The 23,544-nt window shown below is 66.6% G+C and carries 24 protein-coding genes; 9 read left to right on the forward strand and 15 right to left on the reverse strand.

All coding sequences use genetic code 11. From position 1 onward, the window contains the following. Nucleotides 1-251: 251 nt before the first annotated feature. Together FHW81_RS20765 and FHW81_RS20770 are read right to left on the reverse strand one after the other, a co-directional pair. Nucleotides 252-614, reverse strand: a complete 363-nt coding sequence (locus FHW81_RS20765) for a DUF2388 domain-containing protein (RefSeq protein ID WP_003102543.1) — start codon at nt 612-614, stop codon at nt 252-254. After that, a complete protein-coding gene (locus FHW81_RS20770) occupies nt 611-1,555 on the reverse strand; it encodes an AEC family transporter (RefSeq protein ID WP_003096914.1) in 945 nt (314 codons plus the stop codon). The genes FHW81_RS20765 and FHW81_RS20770 overlap by 4 nt, the downstream gene beginning before the upstream one ends. Before the next feature lie 67 nt (nt 1,556-1,622). Here FHW81_RS20770 and FHW81_RS20775 point away from each other — a divergent pair, with 67 nt between their 5' ends. After that, complete coding sequence (locus tag FHW81_RS20775; RefSeq protein ID WP_023087936.1) at nt 1,623-2,042, forward strand: GFA family protein; 420 nt, start codon at nt 1,623-1,625, stop codon at nt 2,040-2,042. A gap of 107 nt (nt 2,043-2,149) precedes the next feature. Here the strand turns inward: FHW81_RS20775 and FHW81_RS20780 are convergent, their stop codons facing one another. The 10 genes from FHW81_RS20780 to FHW81_RS20825 form a co-directional block, all read right to left on the reverse strand. Continuing rightward, nucleotides 2,150-4,108 (reverse strand): DUF4105 domain-containing protein, encoded by a 1,959-nt coding sequence (locus FHW81_RS20780; protein ID WP_003102547.1) that lies wholly within the window; start codon nt 4,106-4,108, stop codon nt 2,150-2,152. Continuing rightward, nucleotides 4,105-4,425, reverse strand: a complete 321-nt coding sequence (locus tag FHW81_RS20785) for a DUF2388 domain-containing protein (protein WP_003114112.1) — start codon at nt 4,423-4,425, stop codon at nt 4,105-4,107. Before FHW81_RS20785 ends, FHW81_RS20780 begins: the two co-directional genes overlap by 4 nt. A 43-nt stretch (nt 4,426-4,468) precedes the next feature. Beyond that, nucleotides 4,469-4,762 (reverse strand): DUF2388 domain-containing protein, encoded by a 294-nt coding sequence (locus FHW81_RS20790; protein WP_003096909.1) that lies wholly within the window; start codon nt 4,760-4,762, stop codon nt 4,469-4,471. A gap of 124 nt (nt 4,763-4,886) precedes the next feature. Beyond that, complete coding sequence (locus FHW81_RS20795) at nt 4,887-5,204, reverse strand: DUF2388 domain-containing protein (protein WP_003096907.1); 318 nt, start codon at nt 5,202-5,204, stop codon at nt 4,887-4,889. 95 nt (nt 5,205-5,299) lie between these two features. Further along, complete coding sequence (locus FHW81_RS20800) at nt 5,300-5,512, reverse strand: DUF1127 domain-containing protein (protein ID WP_003096905.1); 213 nt, start codon at nt 5,510-5,512, stop codon at nt 5,300-5,302. Nucleotides 5,513-5,674: 162 nt separating this feature from the next. After that, nucleotides 5,675-6,511 (reverse strand): class I SAM-dependent methyltransferase, encoded by an 837-nt coding sequence (locus FHW81_RS20805; protein ID WP_003096902.1) that lies wholly within the window; start codon nt 6,509-6,511, stop codon nt 5,675-5,677. After that, a complete protein-coding gene (locus FHW81_RS20810; protein WP_003114111.1) occupies nt 6,505-7,647 on the reverse strand; it encodes an acyltransferase family protein in 1,143 nt (380 codons plus the stop codon). Before FHW81_RS20810 ends, FHW81_RS20805 begins: the two co-directional genes overlap by 7 nt. Beyond that, on the reverse strand, nt 7,644-8,507 hold the full coding sequence (locus tag FHW81_RS20815; protein WP_023084802.1) for a class I SAM-dependent methyltransferase: 864 nt from the start codon (nt 8,505-8,507) through the stop codon (nt 7,644-7,646). Before FHW81_RS20815 ends, FHW81_RS20810 begins: the two co-directional genes overlap by 4 nt. Next, on the reverse strand, nt 8,504-9,805 hold the full coding sequence (locus tag FHW81_RS20820) for a glycosyltransferase (RefSeq protein ID WP_023122432.1): 1,302 nt from the start codon (nt 9,803-9,805) through the stop codon (nt 8,504-8,506). The genes FHW81_RS20815 and FHW81_RS20820 overlap by 4 nt, the downstream gene beginning before the upstream one ends. Beyond that, a complete protein-coding gene (locus FHW81_RS20825; protein WP_023122431.1) occupies nt 9,799-11,421 on the reverse strand; it encodes a glycosyltransferase in 1,623 nt (540 codons plus the stop codon). Before FHW81_RS20825 ends, FHW81_RS20820 begins: the two co-directional genes overlap by 7 nt. Before the next feature lie 407 nt (nt 11,422-11,828). Between FHW81_RS20825 and rmd the strand changes: the two genes are divergently transcribed. The 8 genes from rmd to wbpZ are packed head-to-tail and all read left to right on the forward strand — an operon-like array spanning nt 11,829 to nt 20,852. Continuing rightward, on the forward strand, nt 11,829-12,743 hold the full coding sequence (gene rmd, locus FHW81_RS20830) for a GDP-6-deoxy-D-mannose reductase (protein WP_003114107.1): 915 nt from the start codon (nt 11,829-11,831) through the stop codon (nt 12,741-12,743). Then, on the forward strand, nt 12,740-13,711 hold the full coding sequence (gene gmd / locus FHW81_RS20835) for a GDP-mannose 4,6-dehydratase (protein ID WP_003096890.1): 972 nt from the start codon (nt 12,740-12,742) through the stop codon (nt 13,709-13,711). The genes rmd and gmd overlap by 4 nt, the downstream gene beginning before the upstream one ends. A gap of 3 nt (nt 13,712-13,714) precedes the next feature. Continuing rightward, nucleotides 13,715-15,154, forward strand: a complete 1,440-nt coding sequence (locus tag FHW81_RS20840) for a mannose-1-phosphate guanylyltransferase/mannose-6-phosphate isomerase (RefSeq protein ID WP_003096889.1) — start codon at nt 13,715-13,717, stop codon at nt 15,152-15,154. Continuing rightward, nucleotides 15,154-15,951: an ABC transporter permease gene (locus tag FHW81_RS20845; RefSeq protein ID WP_003096887.1), complete on the forward strand. Its 798-nt coding sequence runs from the start codon at nt 15,154-15,156 to the stop codon at nt 15,949-15,951. The genes FHW81_RS20840 and FHW81_RS20845 overlap by 1 nt, the downstream gene beginning before the upstream one ends. After that, on the forward strand, nt 15,951-17,216 hold the full coding sequence (locus tag FHW81_RS20850; RefSeq protein ID WP_003142110.1) for an ABC transporter ATP-binding protein: 1,266 nt from the start codon (nt 15,951-15,953) through the stop codon (nt 17,214-17,216). Before FHW81_RS20845 ends, FHW81_RS20850 begins: the two co-directional genes overlap by 1 nt. Beyond that, entirely contained in the window at nt 17,213-18,595 is a 1,383-nt protein-coding gene (locus FHW81_RS20855; RefSeq protein ID WP_003096882.1) for a glycosyltransferase family 4 protein, read from the forward strand. Before FHW81_RS20850 ends, FHW81_RS20855 begins: the two co-directional genes overlap by 4 nt. Continuing rightward, nucleotides 18,579-19,706 (forward strand): glycosyltransferase family 4 protein, encoded by a 1,128-nt coding sequence (locus tag FHW81_RS20860; RefSeq protein ID WP_003122346.1) that lies wholly within the window; start codon nt 18,579-18,581, stop codon nt 19,704-19,706. The genes FHW81_RS20855 and FHW81_RS20860 overlap by 17 nt, the downstream gene beginning before the upstream one ends. Continuing rightward, nucleotides 19,707-20,852, forward strand: coding sequence for a D-rhamnosyltransferase WbpZ (gene wbpZ, locus FHW81_RS20865; RefSeq protein ID WP_010792440.1), 1,146 nt, complete (start codon nt 19,707-19,709; stop codon nt 20,850-20,852). Between the two features lie 55 nt (nt 20,853-20,907). Here the strand turns inward: wbpZ and FHW81_RS20870 are convergent, their stop codons facing one another. The 3 genes from FHW81_RS20870 to FHW81_RS20880 form a co-directional block, all read right to left on the reverse strand. Beyond that, on the reverse strand, nt 20,908-21,111 hold the full coding sequence (locus FHW81_RS20870; protein WP_003096877.1) for a DUF1127 domain-containing protein: 204 nt from the start codon (nt 21,109-21,111) through the stop codon (nt 20,908-20,910). A gap of 377 nt (nt 21,112-21,488) precedes the next feature. Beyond that, nucleotides 21,489-22,982 (reverse strand): acetyl-CoA hydrolase/transferase family protein, encoded by a 1,494-nt coding sequence (locus FHW81_RS20875; RefSeq protein WP_003096875.1) that lies wholly within the window; start codon nt 22,980-22,982, stop codon nt 21,489-21,491. A 97-nt stretch (nt 22,983-23,079) separates the two neighbouring features. Then, the gene (locus tag FHW81_RS20880) at nt 23,080-23,508 is read right to left on the reverse strand and encodes an EamA family transporter (RefSeq protein ID WP_003096873.1); all 429 of its coding nucleotides are present in this window, start codon (nt 23,506-23,508) and stop codon (nt 23,080-23,082) included. Nucleotides 23,509-23,544: the final 36 nt, after the last annotated feature.

Consider the following 23,544-nt stretch of genomic DNA (forward strand, 5'->3'; position numbering starts at 1 on the left):
GGCGTGCGGCGTGCGGTCAGCAGGCGGCGGGCGGGTGGCGTCGCGCGGACGGAGTGCGGCTGTAGGCGTGTGCGGAACGGGGCATGGCAATCACCATTGTTGTTTTTGTACGGGTAAGCGGGCGTCTCGTGGGCGCGCCGTCGTGTCCGGTCTTCTGCCGGTGGTGGGCGGATGCTACGGCGGGAAGCTTTCAGGCAGCTTTCGCTGGATAACGGCGGGAAACGTGCGGGTAATTTCGGATATATGGTCGATCAGGGCTGCCGCGCGAGGAGCGCCGCGGCCAGTTGCAGGTCGCTGTACCCGGCGTATTCCGGGGCTTGGCGCAGGACCTGCAAGGCTGCCTGGAGGTACGCGCCACGGATCGCACCGTCGCTGGCGACGAAGCTGGCGGCGTCGTCCCGCGCCTGGACGAGCTTGTCGCCCTCGTCAGCGCTGGACTCCTGTGCGCTGACGGTGCTGCCGATGAACGGGCCGACGGTGGTGACGGCCGCCCAGAAGAAGGTGGCGGCGCCGGGTTCGTCGTCGAATTCGGGAAACACCTTGATGAAACCGAAGGCCGGTTGGCAGAGCAGGCAGAGCGCCGTGAGGGCGGCGGCGACGCGTCCTGTCGTCATGGGCTTCCTTGCAGCACGAGGAGTACGCCGACCAGAGTGGCGCCGGAAAGCAGCGTTTGCAAGGTAATGATGCCCGCCATCAGGTGGCCGTCGCCGCCCAGTTGGCGGGTCAGCACATAGGCGGTGGGCGCCGTCGGCAGGGCGAAGAACAGTACCAGCACGGCGCTTTCCATGCTCGGCAGGCCCAGCCCGCGAGCGATGGCGAAGGCCAGCAGGGGCATCGCCAGCAGCCGCGCCGCGCAGTTCCAGCCAAGGGCCGCGACTTCGCCGCCGAGTTCCTGGGGTTTCAGCGCCGCGCCGACGCACAGCAGGCCCAGCGGCAGGCTGGCCACCGCCAGCAGGTTGAGCAGGCGATCGCTGCCGCCGGGCAGGCCGACGCCGGCCAGGTTGACCAGTGCGCCGGCGAGGCAGGCGAGGATCAGCGGGTTCTTCAGGATCGGCAGCAGCAGCGCGCGCAGGCTGATGCCGCGCTCGGCGGTCAGCGCCCAGACCGACATCACGTTCACCGTCGGCACCATCAGCGCCAGCATCAGCGCGGCCAGGGTCAGGCCCGGCTTGCCGTACAGGCTGCCGACCGCGGCCAGGCCGAGATAGGTGTTGAAGCGCAATACGCCCTGGGCGATGGCGCCGAAGCGCCCGGCGTCCCAGCCGCGCCAGCGCTTGCAGAGCAGCAGGGCGAGCCAGGCGACGCCGAGCCCGAGCAGTACGGCCAGGGCCTGGCGGGCCAGGCCGGGGTCGTCCAGCGGCGCGGTCGCCAGGTTGCTGAACAGCAGCGCGGGAAACAGGATGAAGTAGTTCAGGCGTTCTGCGGCAGGCCAGAAGGCTTCGCCGGGAAAGTCCCAGCGGCGCAGGGCGTAACCGCCGACGATGAGGGCGAACAGCGGCCAGAGGGAGTAGAGCAGAGCGGTCACGGGCACCCCCGGATAGTGGAATCCGCTCATCTTGCGAGGTGGCTGCGGCACAGGGCAAGTCCGGCTTATGCTGGCACTCCCGCGAGGAGGATTCGCCATGCCCGAGACCCATACCGGCGGTTGCCATTGCGGCTATCTGCGCTACGCCGTCGCCGCGCCGCTGGACGATGTCGCTCACTGCCACTGCTCGATCTGCCGGCGCACCACAGGCGGCATCGTCACCACCTGGGCCACGGTGCCGCGCGCGGCGTTCCGCTGGCTGGCGGGCGAACCGGCGGAATATGCCTCGTCGGCCAGCTGCACGCGCTACTTCTGCCCGCGTTGCGGGGCCAACCTGGCGTTGTTCACCCGGCTCAGCGCCGATACCCTGGACTTCACCGTGGCCAGCCTCGACTATCCCGAGCGCGCCCCCGCCAACCGGCACATCTGGGTCGGCAGCCGCCTGCCATGGCTACACCTCGACCCGCAGTTGCCCGAAGAGGACGAGGAGTTCATCGCCGGAGCGGACGACCCGTGAGCGAAGACCGGAGGTGGCACCTGTAGGGCGAATAACGCAGAGCGTTATCCGCCGTCTGCGAGGCGCTGAAAGAGCGCTCGGGACCATGCGTCCTGCAGGCGCCTCCCTCAGGGCAGCATCAGCCCGCCGGCCGCCTTGTGCAGCTCGCGCAGGTGCGCGCCGACCTCCTTGATGTTGGCCTCGTTGGCTTCCAGCTCGGCGCGGCGCTCGGGATCGAGCAGGGCGCGGACCTCGCGGTCGAGGTCGTCGCTGAGCCGGCGCAGGCGCGCCTGGCGTTCGCGGGTCTGCTCTTCCAGGTGCTTCCACTCGGCGGCCTGCGGCAGGCCGTAGCCGCCCTCCAGGAGTTCCGCCGGACGACTGAGGAAGCCGCTGTCGTCGAGGATCTGCTGGAAGGTCTTGCCGGCCACTTCCAGGCGCTGGTCGCCGGCCGGCTTGTCCAGGTGGCCGAGGTACAGGCGCTTCAACTCGTCCTGGGCGAGCAGCAGCTGGCGCCGCAGCGAGGCCTGCTCGAGCAGCAGCAGCGCCGCGCTGGCGCGCAGGTCGGCCTTGGCGAACCAGGGCTGGCGCTCCCTGGCCGGCAGCGCCAGCCAGTCCTCGACCTTGTCCTGGGGAATGTGCAGGCGCTGCTTGAGCACGTCGAACATCGCCTGGTAGCGGTCGCGGAAGGAGTCGAAGCGGTAGCCCAGGCGCAGGGCTTCCTTGGGGTCGTCGAGCACACTGGGATCGGCCAGCTTGCGGTTCTCCAGCATCTCGAGCACGCCGTAGGGGGTGATGCTGTCCAGGCTTTGCAGCGGTCGCCGGGGGATGCCGCTGCGCAGCAGCTTGAGGGTTTCCACCGCGCAATTGTTGGAGATGAAGTAGTACTGGCCGTCGTAGCTCCAGTGACTCTGCGCGGCGCGCTCGACCAGGCTGGCGACCTCCTCGCGGTCCAGCTTCAGCGGCACCGAGGCGAGGCTGCGCAGCTCGACCTTGGTGTATTCCTCGATCACCTGCGACAGCGGCAGGACGAACAGGCGCGACGGATAGGCGCCGGTCAGGCCGTCCCAGCTGGACAATTGCAGGTCGCCGACGAAGGCGCGGTAGGACAGCACCAGATGCTGGTCGAGGTCCAGCCGGCAGTCCGGACCACGCGGCCGGCCGGGGGCGCAGATCACCAGGCGGAGCATGGTGTGGCCCCAGCGGCTGACCAGGTTGTCGTTGGCCTCGGCCAGCAGGTAGTCGACCTCGTAGACCCGCTCGGGGTCGAGCTGGCCCAGCGGCTGCTGGCCGAAGTCGCGGCCGGCGTTGAGGTAGGCGAAGCTCTGCGCACAGGCACTGTGTTCCGGCGCCCAGCCGAAGCGTTGCTGGTAGTAGCGGTAGAGCGCCGGGCGGCGGCAGGCGTAGCTGGGATCGAGGAGGAAGTACTCCATGTTCACCGCGACGAACTCGCGCGGATTGCTCAGCTCGTAGACGTCCGGGCTGCGCAGTACGAAGCCATTGTGCGCCTCGCGCCGCCCGCGCTGGCCGGCGCGCTGCGGCCAGCCGGCGAGATCGAGCAGGCGCGGGTCGTCGGAGAGCGTGAAGCGGCGACCGCTCTGCCCGCGGCAATCGGTGGGCTGGGCGATCCGGCCGAGGGTTTCTTCCTGGCGCGTGCAGCGGCGGATCTCGCGTTTTTCCTCCGCCGACCACAGGCGCGCGCGATCGTAGACGTGGGTCAGCTCGTGCAGCAGGGTCGCCAGCAGCTCGCGCCGCTCGGTGCCGTGCACGCGCCCGGTCTGGCGGCTGGCGGCGCTGCCGTCGGTGAGATCGGCCAGGTACTTGCGGTTCAGCGCGATGCGCTGCGGGCCACGGGCCTGGCCCATGCCGTTGGCGGGCAGGTCGTCGCGCCACTCGACCTCGATCTCGCGGTCCAGGCGTTCGCGGAAGGCCGGCGGCAACTTGTCCGCGGCTTCGTCCAAGAGTTGCTGGCTGGCCTCGCGCTGCGCAGGGTCCAGTTCAGGCGCGTCGAGTTTCAGGCGCAGGGCCGCCGTCGCGTTGCCGGCTCCGCAGAGGGCCAGCGCCAGCAGCCAGGCGCAGGCCTTCCTCACAGGGCGAGAATGGCTTCGGCAAGTACCTGGTCGGAGGCTTCCCGGGCTTCCGGCAGACGGCTGCGCAGGGTCCGCATCGCGGCTTCCAGCTGGGCGCCGCGAATGGCGCCGTCGCTGGCGACGAAACTGGCGGCGTCGTCGCGCGCCTCGGTGACCACTTTCATGTCGCGCACGGAAGTGGTGGTGTCGGAAGTGAAGTCGATGCTGCGGTCGAGGGCGCGGACGATGATATTGCTGGTCGCGACCACCGAGCGTGCTTCCGCGGCCGTGGCGCAGAGCGCCAGCAGCAGGGCGGCGAACAGGGGGCTATGACGCATGGAGCTACGGCGCATGGAGGTTCTCCGGAACGGTGGTGATCGCCTATTGGGCAAGAATTGCTTCGGCCAGTTCCTGATCGCTGGCCGCCAGCTCGGGGTGCGCGACACGCAACCAGCGCAGCGCCGCTTCCAGGCGCGCACCACGGATGCTGCCATCGCTGGCGACGAAGCTGGCCGCATCGCCCCGGGCATCGCGTAACAATTTGTTCTCGAACGGCGTGCTGGTCAGCTTGCTGGTGACGTAAAGGGACTTCGCGGTGAACGCCGTCGTGGTATCGAAGGCGTGCGCAGCGGGCGCCAGCAGGCAACAGAAGAGCAACGAGAACCGGTAACGCATGGGGTTGGGCGGAATAGGACTGGAACAGCCGCCAAGGCTAACGGAATGTGCGGCGCGGAGCCAGTGTGGCCGGTCGGCCAGGTCATCGCCGCAGCCGGGCGGCTGCGGCGGCGGGGCGGGCGACTCAGATGGTCAGGATCGCCTGGGCCAGTTGCATGTCGTTGGCGGCCAGGCTCGGCAGCTTGCCACGGATGTGGCGCAGTGCGGCTTCCAGGTGCGAACCGCGGATGTCGCCCTGGCTGGCGACGAAGCTGGCGGCGTCGTCGCGCGCTTCGAGGACGATCTTGTCGTCGCGGAAGGAATTGGTGATGTCCGAAGTGGCATTGGAGGTCATGCCGGTGGCGCGGACCAGGGTATCCGTGGTGACCACGAAGCTGCTGGCGAACGCGCTGGAGGCGCAGGCGAGCAGGGCAGCGGCACCGATCAGGCGCAGACGTTTCATGTGAGTTGCTCCGAACGAAGTCAGCGTAGACGGCCGCATCCGCGCGGCCGTGTCAACGCTGAGACTAACCAACTGTGCGCCACGTCACCAGCGGCTCAGCGCCAGAAAGGTTTCGAAATCTCTACGTAGCGTTCGCTCGGGCTGATTGCCAGGTCGGCGAGGTCGTGTTCGGACATTTGCGCAAGATGCTTGCGCGATCGAGCGTTTTGTCGCCAGGAATTCAATTTTTCCAGCAGGGCGGCGAGATGTGGATGGGCGGCCGGGAGACCGCTGGAACTCCCGGCGTGCGGGTGCGGGGATGTCCTCATCGTGCGTTCCTTCCCATCCCGGGGATGGGGGCGGGGTGTGGAACCTCATGATGCGCCGGGACCGCTGGCTTGCTCAGGGGCAACCACGCGGGAGTTGGACGGAACAGTTCGGTGGCCCCGGCAACTGTTCCGCCCGGCTGTAGCGGAACTGTTCCGGTGGTTCTACGCCTGGGCGGGCTTGCGCGCGATGATCACCTGGCTCTTGGCGACCACGGCGTCCAGGGCCTGCTTGATGGCCGGGCCGCGCGGCGAGTCGAGCAGCGCCTGCCAGGTCCTGGCCCAGTGTTCGAGGAGGGGATGGTCGGGATTGCCGAAATCGACCTTGGCCTCCCAGAACAGCAGCATCCACAGTGACCAGTAGAAGCCGTAGCGGCTGTGGCTGAGGATTTCCAGCCCGGCTTCGCGCACCAGTGCGGCGAACTGCTCCTCGCCGAGCACGCGGATGTGGTTGGGTTTGCGGAAGTATTCGTCGGCGGCGAAGTCTTTCTGCAGGTCTTCCGACGTGGGATGCGGCACGCTGAGCAGATAGAGTGCGCCGGGCTGGCCGACCCGCACCAGCTCGGCGAGGAACTGCCGCGGATCGTCGACGTGCTCGATGACCTCGGTGGAGACCACCCGGGTGGCCGTGGCGTCAGCCAGGGGCAACGGGTCGCAGTCGCTGACCAGGCATTCCAGTTCGCGGGCCGGGGTATCGGCCAGGCGCTCGCGGGTCCTGGCGATCTTTTCCGCGTCGATGTCGGCGATGATGATGCGAGCGCCGCGCATGGCGCAGAAATGAACGTTGCCGCCGTCGCCGCACCCCACGTCGAGCACGGTGTCCTCGGCGGAAATCGGAAAGCCGCTGAACAGCTCGTCGGTCTCCTGGTTGAACCAGCCGCTGAGCACCGCGTCGCGCAACCCGAGCATGTACGGGTCGACCGGCGCGGGGGCGGGTGGCGCGGCGACGGGCTCGGTGGCGGGGCTGGGCGGCGAGACGATCTTCTTGAGGAAGTTCAGCATGAGGTGGCTCCGGAAGTGGTGGCGACGCGGCGGGCGGCGCTCAGGCGCTTGACCAGGCGGGAGCCCAGGTCGCGGCAGGGGCTCTCGACGAAGCGGTAGTTGAGCTCGCTGAGTACGACGATCAGGACCAGGCTGGTGCCGAGCAGCGACAGGGGCCGCTCGCCGGCGTCCCAGCCCAGGCGGAAGCAGAGTTCGCGACTGAGATAGAACGCCGGGATGTGGATCAGGTAGATCGCATAGGAGCGCGCGCCGACCCAGACCAGCAAGCGCTTCAGCGGCCCGTTGGAGAGCAGGTAGTCGCGGTCGTAGGAGGCTATCCACACCAGCAGTCCGCACAATAGCGCGATGGCGCCGATCCGCACGGCGACCAGGCTGTACGCTTCGCTGGCCAGCACGCCCAGGGCCGCGGCCACGGCGGCCAGCAGCAACGGCCCGCTCCAGGCGCGGCCCAGCAGGGTCGGGTTCCAGCGGGCATAGCCAGGCTGCAGGGAGGCGAGGGCGAGCAGTACGCCGATGGCTAGGGCGTCAGTGCGCAATACCATCAGCAGCGGCGTGCGCAGGCTGAAGAACTGGACCAGCACCAGCGCCAGGAGGGCCCAGCCCAGGTAGCGACGCAGGCAGAGGATCAGCAGCGGCAGCAGGAGGTAGAACTGTTCCTCCAGGGAAAGGCTCCAGTAGACGAAGCTGGCACCGTATTCGTAGCGGTAGAAACTGTCGGCGAAGCGGAAGTTGGCGACCTGGAGGAAACCGGCGAGGCTTGCCGCGAGGTTGGCCGACAGGCTGCCGAAGGCTCCGGAGCGGTTCAGCAGCAGGCAACAGGCCAGGATCAGCGCCAGCCACAGCCAGGCCGAGGGCAGCAGGCGGAAGGCGCGGCGGATCCAGAAGTACCGCGCCTGTTCCCAGAATGCCTGGCGTGTGGGCGCCTCGCGCAGTTGCGGGATGAGGGTGCGGGCGATGACGAAGCCGGAGATGGCGAAGAACAGGTCCACGCCCCACCAGAACTGGACGCGCTGGTTGATGCCGTCCAGCAGTGCCGGGGAGCCGCTGAACAGGTTGCCGTGCAGATGGTGGAATACCACGCCGAGCACGGCCAGCCCGCGCAACAGTTCGATGTCGAGGATGCGTTTGCCGCTCATGTCCGCGACGATCCGCGGTCGAGCGGCTTGCGCGCGATGATCACCTGGCTCTTGGGCATGAAGTGGTCGAGCAGGTGCTTGATCTCCAGGCCGTCGGGACGGGCCAGGAGGTTTTCCCAGAGCCGTGCCCAGTCTTCCATCAGCGCCGGGTAGGGCGGCTGGATACGGTCGCGGACGGCGCCGCCGAGCTCACGGCCGGCGGCCCGTTCGCTGGCCCAGAAGAAGATCATGCCCATCACCCAGAAGAAGCCGCTGGCCTGGCGGTGCTCGATGACCAGCCCGGCGTCCTGCACCAGGCGCGCGAAGTCGTCGCGGGAAAAGATGTGGATGTGGTTGGGCGCCCGGAAGTAGTCGGCCGGGGCGATGCCCTGCTGCAGGTGTTCGCCGACCGGGTCCGGCACGCTCAGCAGGTACTGCGCGCCAGGGCGGCCGAGACGCACGAGTTCGTCCATCACCCGCGCTGGGTTGGCCACGTGTTCGAGCACTTCCATGCACACCAGCTTGTCGGCGCAGGCATCGCGCAGCGGCAGCGGATCGCTGTCGCTGACCAGGCCGGTGAAGGGCCGCCGGGCCACCGCCTCGACCTGCTGCGCCAGGCTCCGCACCTTGTCCTCCTCGCTGTCGGTGAAGATCACCGAAGCGCCCTGGCGGGCGGCGAAGAGGGTGGCGACGCCTTCGCCGCAGCCGAGATCGAGCAGGGTGTCCTGGGCGCCGATGGCGAAGCCGGCGAGCAGTTCGCCGGTTTCGCTGCGGAACCAGCCATCCAGCACCGCATCGCGCAGACCGCACATGCGTGGCGACACCGGTTCGCTCGCCGCAGCGGGACGGGAACGCCAGCGTTGGAGCAGGGCGCGGATCATGCCGGGATGCTTTGCAAGGCGGCGGGGTCGCCTTGTGCCGCTTCGTCGAGGAAGCGGCGCAGGCGCTCCACGGCCAGCTTGCGGCTGCAGAAGCGTTCGAGGCTGGCGCTGGCATGCGCGGACATGCGTGCGTAGCGCTCCGGCTCCTGGCGAGCGACCTCGAAACTGGCCCGGTAGGCCCGGCACAGCGACTCCCAGTCGGTGATGTAGCGCAGCGTGCGGTAGGCCGCGCGCGGGTCGTGGGGCCAGGCGGTGGCTTCTTCCGAGGAGTCGACGATGAAGGCGTTGTCGGCGTCGATGTAGTCGATCATCGCGGTATTGCGCGGAGCCACGGCCGGCTTGCCGCTGGACATGAATTCCATCAGCGGCAGGCATTGGCCTTCGCCGTAGGAGGTGTTCACCACGTAGCTGGTGGCCTCGACCAGCCGCTCGTAGTCCGGGTCGGCGAGGTAGCCGTGGATCAGCACGATGCGGCAGCGGTAGGACTGGTTCTTGTACAGGTGGTGAAGCATGTCGGCCAGCGCTTCGCCGACGTTGTGGTGGGTCAGTTTCAGCACCAGGGTGGCGTCGGGCTCGTCGCGGAAGGTGGCGCAGAACGCGCTGATCATGTCCTGCCAGTTCTTGCGCCCGTCGTAGGGGTTGAACACCGAGGTGTAGATGACCCCGTCGAGGCTCAGCTCGACCTGTTTCGCCGCGCGGTCCGGCAGGGCCAGGACCTCCGCCGACGGCTCGGGGTCGGCATGGACGGCCAGGTCCAGGTGGCGGCTGTCCACCAGCAGGCCGTCCAGGCGCAGGCGCACATCCCGGGCTTCGGGACGGCCTGCCTGCTGCGAGGCGCGGTTGGCGAAGCGATCCCAGACCGGCGCCGGCACGCTCAGTACCGGGTAGTCGCGACCCATGGCGGCGCGCACCACGTCGACCGTGAAGCTGGAGTGGGTGATGGCCCGTCCGCTGTGGCGCAGCACATGTCGCCAGTCGTGGCGCGGTTCGCCGTGCCAGGTTTCGCTGGGCAGGGTGCTGAACTCCCAGGCGAACACCGGGATGGTCGGGCAGGCATGGTGGATCGGCGTGCGATGGGGCGGCGAGAAGGAGAGGAAGACGCAGGGTTCGCCGCGCTTGCGGCAGTCGTGGTAGAGGCGGTCCACCAGTTCGTCGGGATCGCTGACTTCGACCACCTGGCCGATCTCTTCCAGCAGCGGACGGAATTCCTTGAGGACGAAGTAATAGCTGTACTCCGGGCGCCCGAGGTTCTGCCGGATGGTGGTCTTGTTGGTCTCGGAGTGGATGATGATCAGCATGGAACGTTGCCTGTGGCGGTGGCCGCCAGTTCGACGCCGGGCGCAGGGGTTGCCTTGCGGGCGGAAAGGAAGGGTTCCAGGCGCTGGCGGACCACGTCGCCGGCGCAGTAGCCGCGCATGCGTTGGTTGGCCGCGGCGGACAGTTGCCGATAGCGCTCCGGCTGTTCCCGGGCTACCCGGTAGCTCTCCAGGTAGGCCTCCTTCAGGGACTCCCAGCTCGGCCGGTAGCGCCGGGTGCTGTACAACCGGCGCGAATCCTGCGGCCAGGCCGCGGGCTCCTGGCTGGAGCGGACCACGAAGCCCACCTGGGCGTCCATGTAGTCGGCCATCGCCGAATGGTCCGGAGCGATCGCCGGGGTGCCGCAGGACATGAATTCCATCAGCGGCAGGCACAGGCCCTCGCAGCGCGAGGCGTTCACGTAGTAGCTGGCGGCTCCGTACAGGCGGGCGTACTCCGCGGCATCGAGATAGCCGTGCAGGGCGATGACCCGGCAGGCGAATGGCGACAGTTGGGAAAGCAGGGTGAGCAGTTCGACGTGGTAGGTCGTCAGGTCGCTCTGGGTCATCTTCAGCACCAGCGTGGCATCGCTGGTGTCGCGGAATGCCCAGCAGAAGGCGGTGATCAGGTGATGCCAGTTCTTGCGCCCGTCCAGCGGATTGAACACCGAGACGTAGACCACCCCGTCCACGACGACCTGCTGGTGCTGGTCGACGGCCGGCAACAGCGCCGGCGGATGCTCGGGCTCGGCGGGCGGCATCGGCTCGATGGCCTGGGGCAATGGCTCCGGCAGCGTTTCCAGCGCCGTTGGCGGGGGCGGCAGCGGCCGGCGCAGGTGACGGAACAGCCAGCGGCGTACCGGTATGGGTACCAGGTCGCTGACGGCTTCCCGGTACCACAGCAGCAGGTAGTGCTTGCTGATGACCAGTCGGCGCCTCCAGTCGAGAGGAACCGGCTCTGGCTCTGGTTCTGGCTCAGGGACCGGTTCGGGCTCGGCGGGCGTCTCGGGGAGGACCTCGAGGATCTCGTCCTCGGTCTCTTCCCTGATCGGTGCGATGAGGCCGTCGGCGGAAAGGCCCAGCAGGCGGCTGTCGATGACGCAGCCCTTGAGTTGCAGGGTCTCGCCGGACTTGACCGGATTCCGTTCGCCTTGCTGGCGGATCGCGGCGAAGTCCTCCCAGATCGGCGTCGGCAGCGCCAGTACCGGAAAGTCTTCGCCCAGCACCCGGCGAACCGCGCGGGCAGTCTGCTCGGAGAGGGTGATGGCTGCGCCATGGCCGGCCAGGACCTGGCTCCAGTCCTGCGCCGGATCGCCGTCCCACGCCACGTCGGGAATCGACTCGAACTCCCAGGCGACCACGCACAGCATCGGGCATTGCAGGCCCCGCGCCGCCTTGTGCGGCGGGGTGAAGGAGAGGAACAGGCAGTCTTCGCCCTGTTCATGCAGTTGCCGGTAGAGCGGGTCGACTTCGTCCGTGCTCTGTACCAGGTGGACCTGTCCCAGCGATTCGAGGATTGGCCGGTAGGCCTTGAGGACGAAGTAGTAGCTGTATTCGGGGCGACCGAGGTTGTGGCCGATCGAGCGCTCGTTGATATCCGAGTAAAGGATGAAATTCATGGCATCTCGTGATGAAACTGCCCGTTCGACAGCTTGGTGGTGATGAGCGAGGCCAGGCGCTGCTTCGTTGTCCGGAAGCCTTCCCGGCGGACTGGTCGACCCATCGTGTTCTTGTTCTGTTATCGCGACCGCGACCTGTTCGATCAACAGAACAGGAGGCAGTCAAGCACGAAATCGAGAGGCATTCTAAACATACCTTTCGCAAAAACGTGAAGGCTGACGGAGAAAACGTCATGCCGTTCGAATGAGAACCTACCGGTCACGAATAAGCGGTTGAAATCGGCGCATTCTTGGCACAGATTGGAGCGCGATAATCAGAACAACACGCTATCCGGCATGACCTCTGGAACGTCGTATTCCTAGGAAGAGCGTCGCCGAGCGTAGCATCAGATAAAAGGCCCGCTTCCTTGACTCAGCGTCTGTTCGTCACCGGGCTCTCCGGTTTCGTAGGCAAGCATCTTCAAGCTTATCTGGCAGCGGCCCACACGCCGTGGGCGCTCCTTCCCGTACCGCATCGTTACGACCTGCTGGAGCCGGATTCGCTGGGCGACCTCTGGCCGGAGCTGCCGGATGCGGTCATCCACCTGGCCGGGCAGACCTACGTGCCGGAGGCCTTCCGCGATCCTGCGCGGACCCTGCAGATCAACCTCCTTGGCACCCTGAACCTGCTCCAGGCGCTTAAGGCGCGGGGTTTCTCCGGTACCTTCCTGTACATCAGCTCCGGCGACGTCTACGGCCAGGTGGCCGAGGCGGCGTTGCCGATCCACGAGGAACTCATCCCCCACCCGCGCAATCCCTATGCGGTCAGCAAGCTGGCGGCCGAGTCGCTGTGCCTGCAGTGGGGTATCACCGAAGGCTGGCGGGTGCTGGTGGCGCGACCGTTCAACCATATCGGGCCGGGGCAGAAGGACAGCTTCGTGATCGCCAGCGCCGCGCGGCAGATCGCCCGGATGAAGCAGGGCTTGCAGGCCAATCGGCTGGAAGTGGGGGACATCGACGTCAGCCGTGATTTCCTCGATGTCCAGGACGTGCTGTCAGCCTATCTGCGCCTGCTCTCCCACGGCGAGGCGGGCGCCGTCTATAACGTCTGTTCCGGGCAGGAGCAGAAGATTCGCGAGCTGATCGAACTGCTGGCGGACATCGCCCAGGTCGAGCTGGAAATCGTTCAGGACCCTGCCAGGATGCGCCGGGCGGAACAGCGGCGGGTTCGCGGCAGCCATGCGCGACTGCACGACACCACGGGCTGGAAGCCTGAAATAACCATAAAACAGTCCCTGCGGGCGATCCTGTCCGACTGGGAGTCACGGGTACGAGAAGAATGACAAGAAGTGCACTGGTAACTGGGATCACCGGTCAGGACGGAGCGTACCTGGCCAAGCTGCTGCTGGAGAAGGGCTACCGGGTCCACGGCCTGGTGGCGCGGCGCAGCAGCGACACGCGCTGGCGCCTGCGCGAACTGGGGATCGAAGGCGATATCCAGTACGAGGACGGCGACATGGCCGATGCCTGTTCGGTGCAGCGCGCGGTGATCAAGGCGCAGCCGCAGGAGGTCTACAACCTGGCGGCACAGAGCTTCGTCGGGGCCTCCTGGAACCAGCCGGTGACCACCGGCGTCGTCGACGGCCTGGGCGTGACCCACCTGCTCGAGGCGATCCGCCAGTTCAGCCCGGAAACGCGCTTCTACCAGGCTTCCACCAGCGAGATGTTCGGCCTGATCCAGGCCGAGCGCCAGGACGAGAACACGCCGTTCTACCCGCGCAGCCCCTACGGCGTGGCCAAGCTCTATGGCCACTGGATCACCGTCAACTATCGCGAGAGCTTCGGCCTGCACGCCTCCAGCGGCATCCTGTTCAACCACGAGTCGCCGCTGCGCGGCATCGAGTTCGTCACGCGCAAGGTTACCGACGCGGTGGCCCGCATCAAGCTCGGCAAGCAGCAGGAATTGCGCCTGGGCAACGTCGACGCCAAGCGCGACTGGGGCTTTGCCGGGGACTACGTCGAAGCCATGTGGCTGATGTTGCAGCAGGACAAGGCCGACGACTACGTGGTGGCCACCGGTGTCACTACCACCGTGCGCGACATGTGCCAGATCGCTTTCGAGCATGTGGGCCTGGACTACCGCGACTTCCTCAAGATCGACCCGGCGTTCTTCCGGCCCGCCGAGGTCGACGTGCTGCTGGGTAATCCGGCCAAGGCCCAGCGTGTGCTCGGCTGGAAGCCCAGGACCAGCCTGGACGAGCTGATCCGGATGATGGTCGAGGCGGACCTGCGACGCGTTTCCCGGGAGTAAGCCATGCTGATTCCCGTGGTGCTTTCCGGCGGCGCCGGTACCCGCCTTTGGCCGGTGTCGCGTGAAGGACAGCCGAAGCCGTTCATGCGCCTGCCCGATGGCCAGACCCTGCTGGGCAAGACCTACCGACGTGCCGCCGGGCTCCTGGCCGGGCATGGCGAAATCGTCACGGTGACCAACCGCGAGCATTACTTCCAGAGCAAGGACCAGTTCCAGGCGGCCCGCCTGGGGCGGCATCGGGGACATTTCATCCTCGAACCGACCGGACGCAACACCGCTCCGGCGATTGCCGTCGCCGCCCTGGCGCTGCAAGCCGAACATGGCGACGCGGCGGTACTGGTGGTGATGCCGGCGGATCACCTGATCCGCAACGAGGAGGCCTTCCGCGAGGCGGTAGGGCATGCCGCGCGTCTCGCCGTCGCCGGGCACCTGGTTACCTTCGGCGTGGTGCCGGACGCAGCGGAAACCGGTTTCGGCTATATCGAGCTGGGCGACCGGCTGGACGAGCAGGGGGCGGCCAAGGTGCGCCGCTTCGTCGAGAAACCCGATGAGGAAACCGCCCGTCGCTACGTGGAAAGTGGCGGTTTCCTGTGGAACTCCGGGATGTTCTGTTTCACGGCCTCGACCCTGGTCGACGAGCTGGCGCAGCATGCCCCGGCCCTGCTGGAGCAGGCCAGGGCCTGCCTGGCCGCCAGTGCGGCGGTGAAGATGGCCGATGGCATCCAGCATGAGCTGGCGGGCGAAGCCTTCGCCGCGCTGCCGGACATTTCCATCGACTATGCGCTGATGGAGCGCTCCGCGCGGGTCGCCGTGGTGCCGGCGGCCTTCGACTGGAGCGATATCGGTTCCTGGGGCGCGATGAGCGCGCTGCTCGACGCGGACGCAGAGGGCAATCGCGGCAGCGGCGACACCCTGTTCGTCGACACCCGTAACACCTTCGTGCAGAGCGACGGGCGCCTGGTCGCCACGGTCGGGGTCGACGACCTGGTCGTGGTGGATACTTCCGATGCGCTGCTGATCGCCCGCGCCGACCGGGTCCAGGAGGTGCGCAGGGTGGTGCAGCGGCTGAAGGACGAGCGGCACGAGGCCTATCGGCTGCATCGGACCGTCAACCGTCCCTGGGGCAGCTATACCGTCCTCGAGGAGGGGCCGCGCTTCAAGATCAAGCGAATCGTGGTCAGGCCGGGAGAGCGCTTGTCGCTGCAGATGCACCATCACCGCAGCGAGCACTGGATCGTGGTGCAAGGCATGGCCAGGGTCACCAATGGCGATGGCGCGCGGCTGGTCAACAGCAACGAGTCGACCTACATTCCCGCGGGCCACCGGCATCGCCTGGAAAACCCGGGGGTCATCGACCTGGTGATGATCGAGGTGCAGAGCGGCGAATACCTGGGAGAGGACGACATCGTCCGCTTCGAGGACCAGTACGGCAGGGTGGTCTGATGCTTCTTGGCTTGTCTCGTTCCTTGTGGGGCTATCGTGGCTTCGTTCTCGGCAGCGTCAAGCGCGAGTTCCAGTCGCGCTACCGCGGGTCGCTGTTCGGCGCGTTGTGGACGGTGCTCAATCCGCTGTCGATGATCGTCGTCTACACGGTGATCTTCTCCCAGGTGATGCGCGCGCGCCTGCCGGGGGTCGACGACGGCCTGGCCTACAGCGTCTATCTCTGCGCCGGCCTGCTGACCTGGGGCCTGTTCGCGGAAATCACCTCGCGCAGCCAGAGCATGTTCATCGAGAACGCCAACCTGCTGAAGAAGATCAGCTTCCCGCGCATCTGCCTGCCGGTCATCGTACTGCTCAACGCCGGGGTCAATTTCGCCATCATCCTCGCCTTGTTCCTCGGCTTTCTCGCCCTCAGCGGGCGCCTGCCGGGCGCGGCATTGCTCGCGCTGGTGCCGCTGCTGGCGATCCAGGTGCTGTTCGCGGCGGGACTGGGGATGATCCTCGGGGTGCTCAACGTGTTCTTCCGCGACGTCGGCCAGCTGTTCGGCATCTGCCTGCAGTTCTGGTTCTGGCTGACGCCGATCGTCTATCCGATCGGCATCCTGCCCGAGGGTATCCGCTCGCTGATCGAACTCAACCCGATGACCGCGCTGATGCGCAGCTACCAGCAGCTGTTCCTCCACGGGCAATGGCCGGACTGGCCTTCATTGCTGCCGATCACCCTGCTGGCGCTGCTGCTGTGCGCGCTCGGCCTGCGTCTGTTCCGCCAGCGGGTCGGCGAAATGGTGGATGAACTCTGATGGGACAGATACGCGTATCCGGCCTCGGCAAGGCCTACAAACAGTATCCCAATCGCTGGAGCCGGTTGTTCGAATGGCTGGTGCCTTTCAGCCCTCCGCGCCACCACCTGCACTGGATCCTGCGCGAGGTCGAGTTCACCATCGAGCCGGGCGAAGCGGTCGGCATCGTCGGGGTCAACGGCGCCGGCAAGAGCACCCTGCTGAAGATGATCGCCGGCACCACCCAGCCGACCTGCGGCGAGATCCGCGTGGCCGGCCGGGTCGCCGCGCTGCTCGAGCTGGGCATGGGCTTCCACCCGGACTTCACCGGCCGGCAGAACGTCTTCATGGCCGGGCAACTGCTGGGCATGCAGGTCGAGGAAATCCAGGCGCTGATGCCGGAGATCGAGGCCTTCGCCGAAATCGGCGAGGCCATCGAGCAGCCGGTGCGCACCTACTCCAGCGGCATGCAGATGCGCCTGGCGTTCAGCGTGGCGACTGCCCGGCGGCCGGACATCCTGATCGTCGACGAGGCCCTGTCGGTCGGCGATGCCTATTTCCAGCACAAGAGCTTCGAGCGCATCCGCAGTTTCCGCAAGGCCGGCACCACCCTGCTGATCGTTTCCCACGACCGCTCGGCGATCCAGTCCATCTGCGACTCCGCGATCCTCCTGGAGCAGGGACGGATGGCCATGCGCGGGCGGCCGGAAGAAGTGATGGACTACTACAACGCCCTGCTCGCCGAGCGCGAGGGGCAGACCGTGCGCCAGGAAATGCTCGCCGACGGCCAGGTGCGGACGATTTCCGGCACCGGCGAGGCAGCGATCCTCGACGTACGGATGGTCGACCAGCGGCAGCGCGCGCTGGAGGTGGTCGAGGTAGGCCAGGCGGTGACGCTGGAAGTCGAGGTCGAGGTTCGCCAGGACATCGAGCGGCTGATCCTCGGCTTCATGATCAAGGACCGCCTCGGCCAGCCGATGTACGGGATCAATACCCACCGCCTGGACAAGGCGCTCACCGACCTGAAGGCCGGCGAGCGCATCACCTACCGCTTCGCCTTCGACATGCGCCTGGGCAAGGGGCACTACTCGGTGGCACTGAGCCTGTCGCGGCTGGACTCGCACCTGGACCGCAACTTCGAATGGCGCGACTACGGCCTGGTCTTCCATGTCATCAACAACCGCCAGGAAGACTTCGTCGGTTGCTCCTGGCTGGGCGCCGAAACCCATATCAGCCGCTCCGGCGAGGCGGCTCTGGACCCCACTTCCGCGGAGAGCACTCCATGACGCGTCTGTTGGTCGAATGCACCTATGTGTTCGAGCATCCCAAGGTCAATTCCGGTATTCAGCGGGTGGTGCGCAACGTCATCCGCGAGTTGCCGGAAGCCGACGAGACGGTGGAGTGCATCCCGGTGGCAATGCTCGACGGCACCCTGTATCAGGTCCACAGCCTGGCGCCGCTGGACCCGCGGCCGCATTCGCCGCTGGTACGCCTGCGCATCCTGGTGGAGCGAGCCGCCAACTACTTCTGGCTGGGCCAGCGCACCCTGGAAAAGCGCCGCCCGTTCCGTTCCTCGCCGTGGGCCCGGCGCCTTCTCTATGTAGCCTGCCGCCTGTTCGCCTTCGCCTTCCTCAGCATTCCGCTGCGCCTGCTCGACCGCATCCTCGGCAAGCAGCAGCCTGCACCCGTGCGCGCGACCCCGCTCGAACATCGGGCCGGCGACCAACTGGTCTTGCTGGACTCCTCCTGGCACGCCGATTTCTTCCCGCTGGCGGAACGCCTCAAGAGCGAGGGCGTGGGCATCGTCTCGGTGATCTACGACCTGATTCCCCTGACCCATCCGCAATTCTGCGATGCCGGACTGGTCAAGGTGTTCAACCACTGGTTCGACTGGATCGCGGCCACCGCCGACGGCTACGTCGCGATTTCCGAGACCATCCGCGACGAAGTGCGCGCGGAGATGCTGCGGCGCATCGGCCCGGAGAAGGTCGCGCAACGCTGGTTCGATTATTTCCACCTGGGTTCGGAGCTGGACCTGGTGGAGGACGGCGCCTCCGTCGAGCCCGATCTGCTGCGCATGTTCAAGGCCAAGGCGCCGGTATTCCTGATGGTCAGCACCATCGAGCCGCGGAAGAACCACGGTTACCTGCTGGATGCCTTCGAGCGTGCCTGGGCCCAGGGTTCGCAGGCGCGGTTGTGCATCGCCGGACGCATCGGCTGGAAGTGCGAGGCGCTGGTGGAAAGGGTGCGGCAGCATCCGGAGCTGAACAAGCGCCTGTTCATGTTCAACGACCTCTCCGACAAGAGCCTGGAGTACGCATACTCCCATGCCGCATCGCTGGTCTTCCCGTCCTATGTGGAAGGTTTCGGCCTGCCGCTGGTGGAGGCCATGCAGCGCGGCCTGCCGGCGATGGGCAGCGACATCCCGGTGTTCCGCGAGATCGGCGGCGAATTCATGGCCTACTTCGACCTCGCCGATCCGCAGACACTGGCGAACCTGGTCACCCGCTTCGAAGCCACGGGCGAGTTCCCGGCCGAGCGACCGGTCGGCGAATGGCGCTGGATCGGCTGGCACGAGGCGAGTCGGCAACTGATCGCGCGGATCCTGCTCGCCCTCGGCAAGGCCCCGGCGCATGGCGAGGCAGTACATGCGGATTGCGGTTAACGCGCGGATTCTCCAGGCGCCGCGGACCGGCATCGGACATTACCTGGTCGAGTTGCTGGGTGCGTTGCAGGCGCACGCGGACTTAGAGTTTTCCCTGTTCCATGGCTGGGGCTGGAGCGGCGACCTGCCGGCGGCGGCGCTGCCCGGCTATTCGCGTCTGTCGCCCTGGCTGCGCAACCTGCCCGGAGCCTACCGGGCACGACGCTGGCTGGAGCAGCGGCGTTTCGATAGCGGTCGGCCGCCGGTCGATCTCTACCATGAGCCCAGTCTCTGGCCGCTGGACTTCGACGGGCCGATGCTGATGACCCTGCACGACCTGACCCACCTGCATTATCCGGCGACGCAACCCGCCGCCCGCTTGCGCGAAATAGAACGCCGGCTGGCGCGCGGGATGGAAAAGGCGCGGTTGATCCTGACCGACTCGCAGGCGATCGCCGACGAGGCGCAGGCGTATTTCGGCCTGCCGCGCGAGCGCTTCGTGGTGGCGCCCCTCGGCCATGCCGCGCGGTTCCGTCCGCGGGACCGGGAGTCCCTGCGCGAGCCCTTGCGCGCGCATGGCCTGGTGCCGCGCGGGTATTTCCTCTGCGTAGGAACCCTCGAACCGCGCAAGAACCTGTCGCTGGCCCTGCGCGCCCATGGGCAACTGCCGGCGGCGGTCCGCCAGCGTTTTCCGCTGATGATCGTCGGCATGCCGGGATGGGAAAGTCGCTCGCTCGACGACGAACTGCGTCAGGCGCTGGCTTCGGGAACGGTGCGGCTGCTCGGCTACCTGCCGGACGAGCGGGTCGCCGAGTTGATGTCGGGCGCTCGGGCGCTGGTCTTCCCCTCGATCTACGAAGGCTTCGGCCTGCCTGTGCTGGAAGCCATGGCCAGCGGCACGCCGGTATTGCTCACGCGACTCTCCGCAATGCCGGAGGTGGCCGGCGAGGCGGGCAGCTATATTGACCCGGATGATGCCAATGGGCTATCTGACATGCTGGTCCGCATGACCGAGGATACCGTCTACTGGGAGTGCTGCCGGGAAGCCGGCCTGCGACGGGCGGAGCAGTTTTCCTGGAAGCGTTGCGCGAATCTCACCGCTGCAGCCTATCGTCGTGCCGTGGAGGGCTGAATGCGGGTACTGCACTTCTACAAGACCTACCTGAGCGAAACGGTAGGCGGGATCGAACAGGTGATCTTCCAGCTTTGCGAGAGCAGCGGGTCGTGGGGGATCGACAACCACGTCCTGACCCTGAGCAGCGACCCGCATCCGCCTGTCGTGCCCTTCGGCGGACATGTGGTGCATCGCGCCAGGCTCGACCTGCAGCTCGCTTCCACCGGGTTTTCCCTGAGCGTGTTCAAGCAGTTCCGCGAGCTGGCGGCGGAGGCGGACGTGGTCAACTACCACTTCCCCTGGCCGTTCATGGACCTGGTGCATTTCCTCACCGGTATGAACAAGCCGAGCGTGGTCACCTACCATTCGGACATCATCCGCCAGCGCGTCCTGTTGAAACTGTACCGGCCGCTGATGGGGCGCTTCCTTCATAGCGTCGATCGGATCGCGGTGGCGTCGCCCAACTACTTCAGCACCAGCGACGTGCTCCGCCAGTACCGGGAAAAGACCCGGGTGATCACCTACGGCCTGGACAAGGCCTGCTACCCGAAGCCTGCGGCACAGCGTCTGGAGCACTGGCGAGAGAAACTCGGGCCGCGGTTCTTCCTGTTCGTCGGGGTGATGCGCTACTACAAGGGCCTGCATATCCTGCTGGATGCGTTGCAGGGCACCGATTACCCGGTGGTGATCGTCGGTGCCGGGCCGTTGCAGGCCGAGCTGTATGCCCAGGCCGCGGCGCTGGGGTTGCGCAACGTGCACTTCCTCGGGCGGGTGGACGACGAGGACAAGGTCGCCCTGCTGCAACTCAGCTACGCCATGGTCTTTCCGTCACACTTGCGTTCCGAGGCGTTCGGTATCTCCCTGCTGGAGGGCGCGATGTACGGCAAGCCGATGATCTCCAGCGAGATCGGCACCGGCACCAGCTACATCAATATCCATGGCGAGACCGGCCTGGTCGTGCCGCCCAGCCAGCCGGCCGCGTTTCGCCAAGCGATGCGCTGGCTCTGGGAGCATCCGCAGCAGGCGGAGGAAATGGGCAGGAACGCGGAGGCCCGCTATCGGCAACTGTTCACCGCCGAAGAGATGGGGCGTCGCTGGAGCGAGCTGTACCGTGAACTGCTGGAGGAAAAGGCTTCTTCCAGATACGTGAAGGCCGCTCGGTAAGGAGCGGCCTACGGTACAGTTCAGGCTGGGCCGAACCGGGACGTTACAGTATCGCTTAGCGCCAGAACGGCTTGTTCAGCTCGGCGTAGCGCTGGGCTTCGCTGATGCCGGCGTCGGCGAGCAGGCGGGAGTCCAGGCGGGCCAGCTGGCGACGGCTCTGGATGCGGCGCTGCCACAGTTTCATGGTGCCCAGCAGGCTGCTGCTGCGGCGGTTGGAGCGAGCGATGTCGAAAGTGTTGGAACCGAGGGTACGTTCCATGATGTGTCGATCCTTCCCACTTGTGGTGGGTAGTCAGGTTGCTAGTGATTAACTGAGCAATATGATCTGACTAACAGGTCAACAAGAATAGGAACAGTTGCGGAGAATTGCGTTGGATCACCGGGGTGTGTTTCCGAACTGTATGGGTTGTTTCGGTGCGTAACTGTACCGCTCTGCACCGTCATGGTGCGTTACCGAAAGAAACAACGAAGTGTTACAGCAGGAAAAGCGGAAGGGCCGGGTCGGCGTGTTGCGATGGCGGCAAGAGAAAAGGCCGCCGAAATATGTTTTTACGTGGTTTTTTCTGCCCTGTCTAGACGCCCGGAAGAATTAATCGTCCGGGCGCTGGAAATAGTTGCGGATGAAACGGTTCAGCCTCAGCCGGCCAGCATGTGTCCGCGTTCTTCCAGGTTCAGGTGCCAGGCCAGCGCCTCGCGCAACAGATGCGGCGTGTGGCCGCCTTTCGCGCAAGCCGCCTCGAAGTAGTCCAGCAGCGGTGCCTGGTAGGACGGGTGGACACAGTTCTCGATGATCACCCGGGCCCGTTCGCGAGGCGCCAGGCCGCGCAGGTCGGCGAGGCCCTGCTCGGTGACGAGGATGTCGACGTCGTGCTCGGTGTGGTCGACGTGGCTGACCATCGGCACCACGCTGGAAATGTTGCCGCCCTTGGCGATCGACTTGGTGACGAAGATCGCCAGGTGCGCGTTGCGGGCGAAGTCGCCGGAGCCGCCGATGCCGTTCATCATCTTGGTGCCGCCGACGTGGGTCGAGTTGACGTTGCCGTAGATGTCGAACTCCAGCGCCGTATTGATGCCGATGATGCCCAGGCGACGGACCACCTCGGGGTGGTTGGAGATTTCCTGCGGGCGCAGCACCAGCTTGTCCTTGTAGCGCTCCAGGTTACCGAACACGTCGGCGTTGCGCCGCGGCGACAGGGTGATCGAGCTGCCCGAGGCGAAGCGCAGCTTGCCGGCGTCGATCAGGTCGAAGGTCGAGTCCTGCAGCACTTCGGAGTACATGGTCAGGTTCTCGAACGGCGACTCGATCAGGCCGCACATCACCGCGTTGGCGATGCTGCCGATACCGGCCTGCAGCGGGCCGAGGCTGTTGCTCATGCGCCCGGCGTCGACCTCGCGCTTGAAGAAATCGATCAGGTGGTTGGCGATGGCCTGGGTCTCGCCGTCCGGCGGCAGCACGGTGGATGGCGAGTCCGGCTGGTCGTTGATGACGATGGCGACGATCTTCTCCGGCGGGATCGGGATCGCCGTGCTGCCGATGCGGTCGTCGACGCGGGTCAGCGGGATCGGCGTGCGGGTCGGCCGGTAGGTCGGGATATAGATGTCGTGCAGGCCTTCCAGGTTGGTGCTGTGGGCCAGGTTGATCTCGACGATGACCTGCTTGGCGAAGATCGCGAAGCTCGCCGAGTTGCCCACCGAGGTGGTCGGCACGATGTGGCCCTGCTCGGTGATCGCGGCGGCTTCGATGACGGCGATGTCCGGCAGCTTCAGCTGGTGGTTGCGCAACTGCTCGACGGTTTCCGAGAGGTGCTGGTCGATGAACATCACTTCGCCGGCGTTGATCGCCTTGCGCAGGGTGCTGTCGACCTGGAACGGCATGCGCCGGGCGAGCACGCCGGCCTCGGTGAGCTGCTTGTCGAGGTCGTTGCCGAGGCTGGCGCCGGTCATCAGGCTGATACGCAGCGGACGTTCCTTGGCGCGCATGGCCAGCGCCTGGGGTACGGCCTTGGCCTCGCCGGCGCGGGTGAAACCGCTCATGCCGACGGTCATGCCGTCCTGGATCAGGTCGGCGGCTTCGGCCGCACTCATCACCTTGTCGAGCAGGGAGGGCAGGCGCACGCGATCACGGTACATGGAACGAACCTCAGACGACGAATTATTAGAGGCCGCCAGTCTAGGGTTTCCGCGATTTTTCGCCTTTATACCAAGGTCGAAGCGCCATTCAGCGGGCTTATGGGCGGATTGCCAGGACCACCACGCCCGCTGTCACCAGGGCTACGCCGAGCCATTGGCGCAGGTCCAGGCGTTCGCCGAGGAAGGCCACGCCGAGCAGTGCCACCAGCACCACGCTGAACTTGTCCAGCGGCGCCACCAGCGACGCCGGGCCGAGCTTGAGGGCGCGGAAATAGCAGATCCAGGAGGCACCGGTGGCCAGCCCGGAGAGCACCAGGAACAGCCAGCTGCGCGGCGGGATGCTGCCCGGGGCTTGGAACTTGCCCAGGACCGCGAGGATGCCGCCGAGGGTGACGAGGATCACCAGGGTGCGGATGAAGGTGGCGAAGTCCGAATCGACCCGGTCGAGGCCGATCTTGGCGAAGATCGCGGTCAGCGCGGCGAACAGCGCCGAAAGCAGTGCCCAGAAGGCCCAGGATGCCAGCATGTCGTCCTCCTCCGGGCCTTCTCCACGGGCTGCGCC

Source organism: Pseudomonas sp. RC10-4-2 (assembly GCF_050433085.1).
Classification (GTDB): Bacteria; Pseudomonadota; Gammaproteobacteria; order Pseudomonadales; family Pseudomonadaceae; genus Pseudomonas; species Pseudomonas aeruginosa.

What these genes read in the sequence shown, in the direction of transcription:
- FHW81_RS20765 (WP_003102543.1), bottom strand. Translation starts at nt 614, where the DNA reads ATGACGACAGGACGCGTCGCCGCCGCCCTCACGGCGCTCTGCCTGCTC.
- FHW81_RS20770 (WP_003096914.1), bottom strand. Translation starts at nt 1,555, where the DNA reads ATGAGCGGATTCCACTATCCGGGGGTGCCCGTGACCGCTCTGCTCTAC.
- FHW81_RS20775 (WP_023087936.1), top strand. Translation starts at nt 1,623, where the DNA reads ATGCCCGAGACCCATACCGGCGGTTGCCATTGCGGCTATCTGCGCTAC.
- FHW81_RS20785 (WP_003114112.1), bottom strand. Translation starts at nt 4,425, where the DNA reads ATGCGTCATAGCCCCCTGTTCGCCGCCCTGCTGCTGGCGCTCTGCGCC.
- FHW81_RS20790 (WP_003096909.1), bottom strand. Translation starts at nt 4,762, where the DNA reads ATGCGTTACCGGTTCTCGTTGCTCTTCTGTTGCCTGCTGGCGCCCGCT.
- FHW81_RS20795 (WP_003096907.1), bottom strand. Translation starts at nt 5,204, where the DNA reads ATGAAACGTCTGCGCCTGATCGGTGCCGCTGCCCTGCTCGCCTGCGCC.
- FHW81_RS20800 (WP_003096905.1), bottom strand. Translation starts at nt 5,512, where the DNA reads ATGAGGACATCCCCGCACCCGCACGCCGGGAGTTCCAGCGGTCTCCCG.
- FHW81_RS20805 (WP_003096902.1), bottom strand. Translation starts at nt 6,511, where the DNA reads ATGCTGAACTTCCTCAAGAAGATCGTCTCGCCGCCCAGCCCCGCCACC.
- FHW81_RS20810 (WP_003114111.1), bottom strand. Translation starts at nt 7,647, where the DNA reads ATGAGCGGCAAACGCATCCTCGACATCGAACTGTTGCGCGGGCTGGCC.
- FHW81_RS20815 (WP_023084802.1), bottom strand. Translation starts at nt 8,507, where the DNA reads ATGATCCGCGCCCTGCTCCAACGCTGGCGTTCCCGTCCCGCTGCGGCG.
- FHW81_RS20820 (WP_023122432.1), bottom strand. Translation starts at nt 9,805, where the DNA reads ATGCTGATCATCATCCACTCCGAGACCAACAAGACCACCATCCGGCAG.
- FHW81_RS20825 (WP_023122431.1), bottom strand. Translation starts at nt 11,421, where the DNA reads ATGAATTTCATCCTTTACTCGGATATCAACGAGCGCTCGATCGGCCAC.
- gmd (WP_003096890.1), top strand. Translation starts at nt 12,740, where the DNA reads ATGACAAGAAGTGCACTGGTAACTGGGATCACCGGTCAGGACGGAGCG.
- FHW81_RS20840 (WP_003096889.1), top strand. Translation starts at nt 13,715, where the DNA reads ATGCTGATTCCCGTGGTGCTTTCCGGCGGCGCCGGTACCCGCCTTTGG.
- FHW81_RS20845 (WP_003096887.1), top strand. Translation starts at nt 15,154, where the DNA reads ATGCTTCTTGGCTTGTCTCGTTCCTTGTGGGGCTATCGTGGCTTCGTT.
- FHW81_RS20850 (WP_003142110.1), top strand. Translation starts at nt 15,951, where the DNA reads ATGGGACAGATACGCGTATCCGGCCTCGGCAAGGCCTACAAACAGTAT.
- FHW81_RS20855 (WP_003096882.1), top strand. Translation starts at nt 17,213, where the DNA reads ATGACGCGTCTGTTGGTCGAATGCACCTATGTGTTCGAGCATCCCAAG.
- FHW81_RS20860 (WP_003122346.1), top strand. Translation starts at nt 18,579, where the DNA reads ATGCGGATTGCGGTTAACGCGCGGATTCTCCAGGCGCCGCGGACCGGC.
- wbpZ (WP_010792440.1), top strand. Translation starts at nt 19,707, where the DNA reads ATGCGGGTACTGCACTTCTACAAGACCTACCTGAGCGAAACGGTAGGC.
- FHW81_RS20870 (WP_003096877.1), bottom strand. Translation starts at nt 21,111, where the DNA reads ATGGAACGTACCCTCGGTTCCAACACTTTCGACATCGCTCGCTCCAAC.
- FHW81_RS20875 (WP_003096875.1), bottom strand. Translation starts at nt 22,982, where the DNA reads ATGTACCGTGATCGCGTGCGCCTGCCCTCCCTGCTCGACAAGGTGATG.
- FHW81_RS20880 (WP_003096873.1), bottom strand. Translation starts at nt 23,508, where the DNA reads ATGCTGGCATCCTGGGCCTTCTGGGCACTGCTTTCGGCGCTGTTCGCC.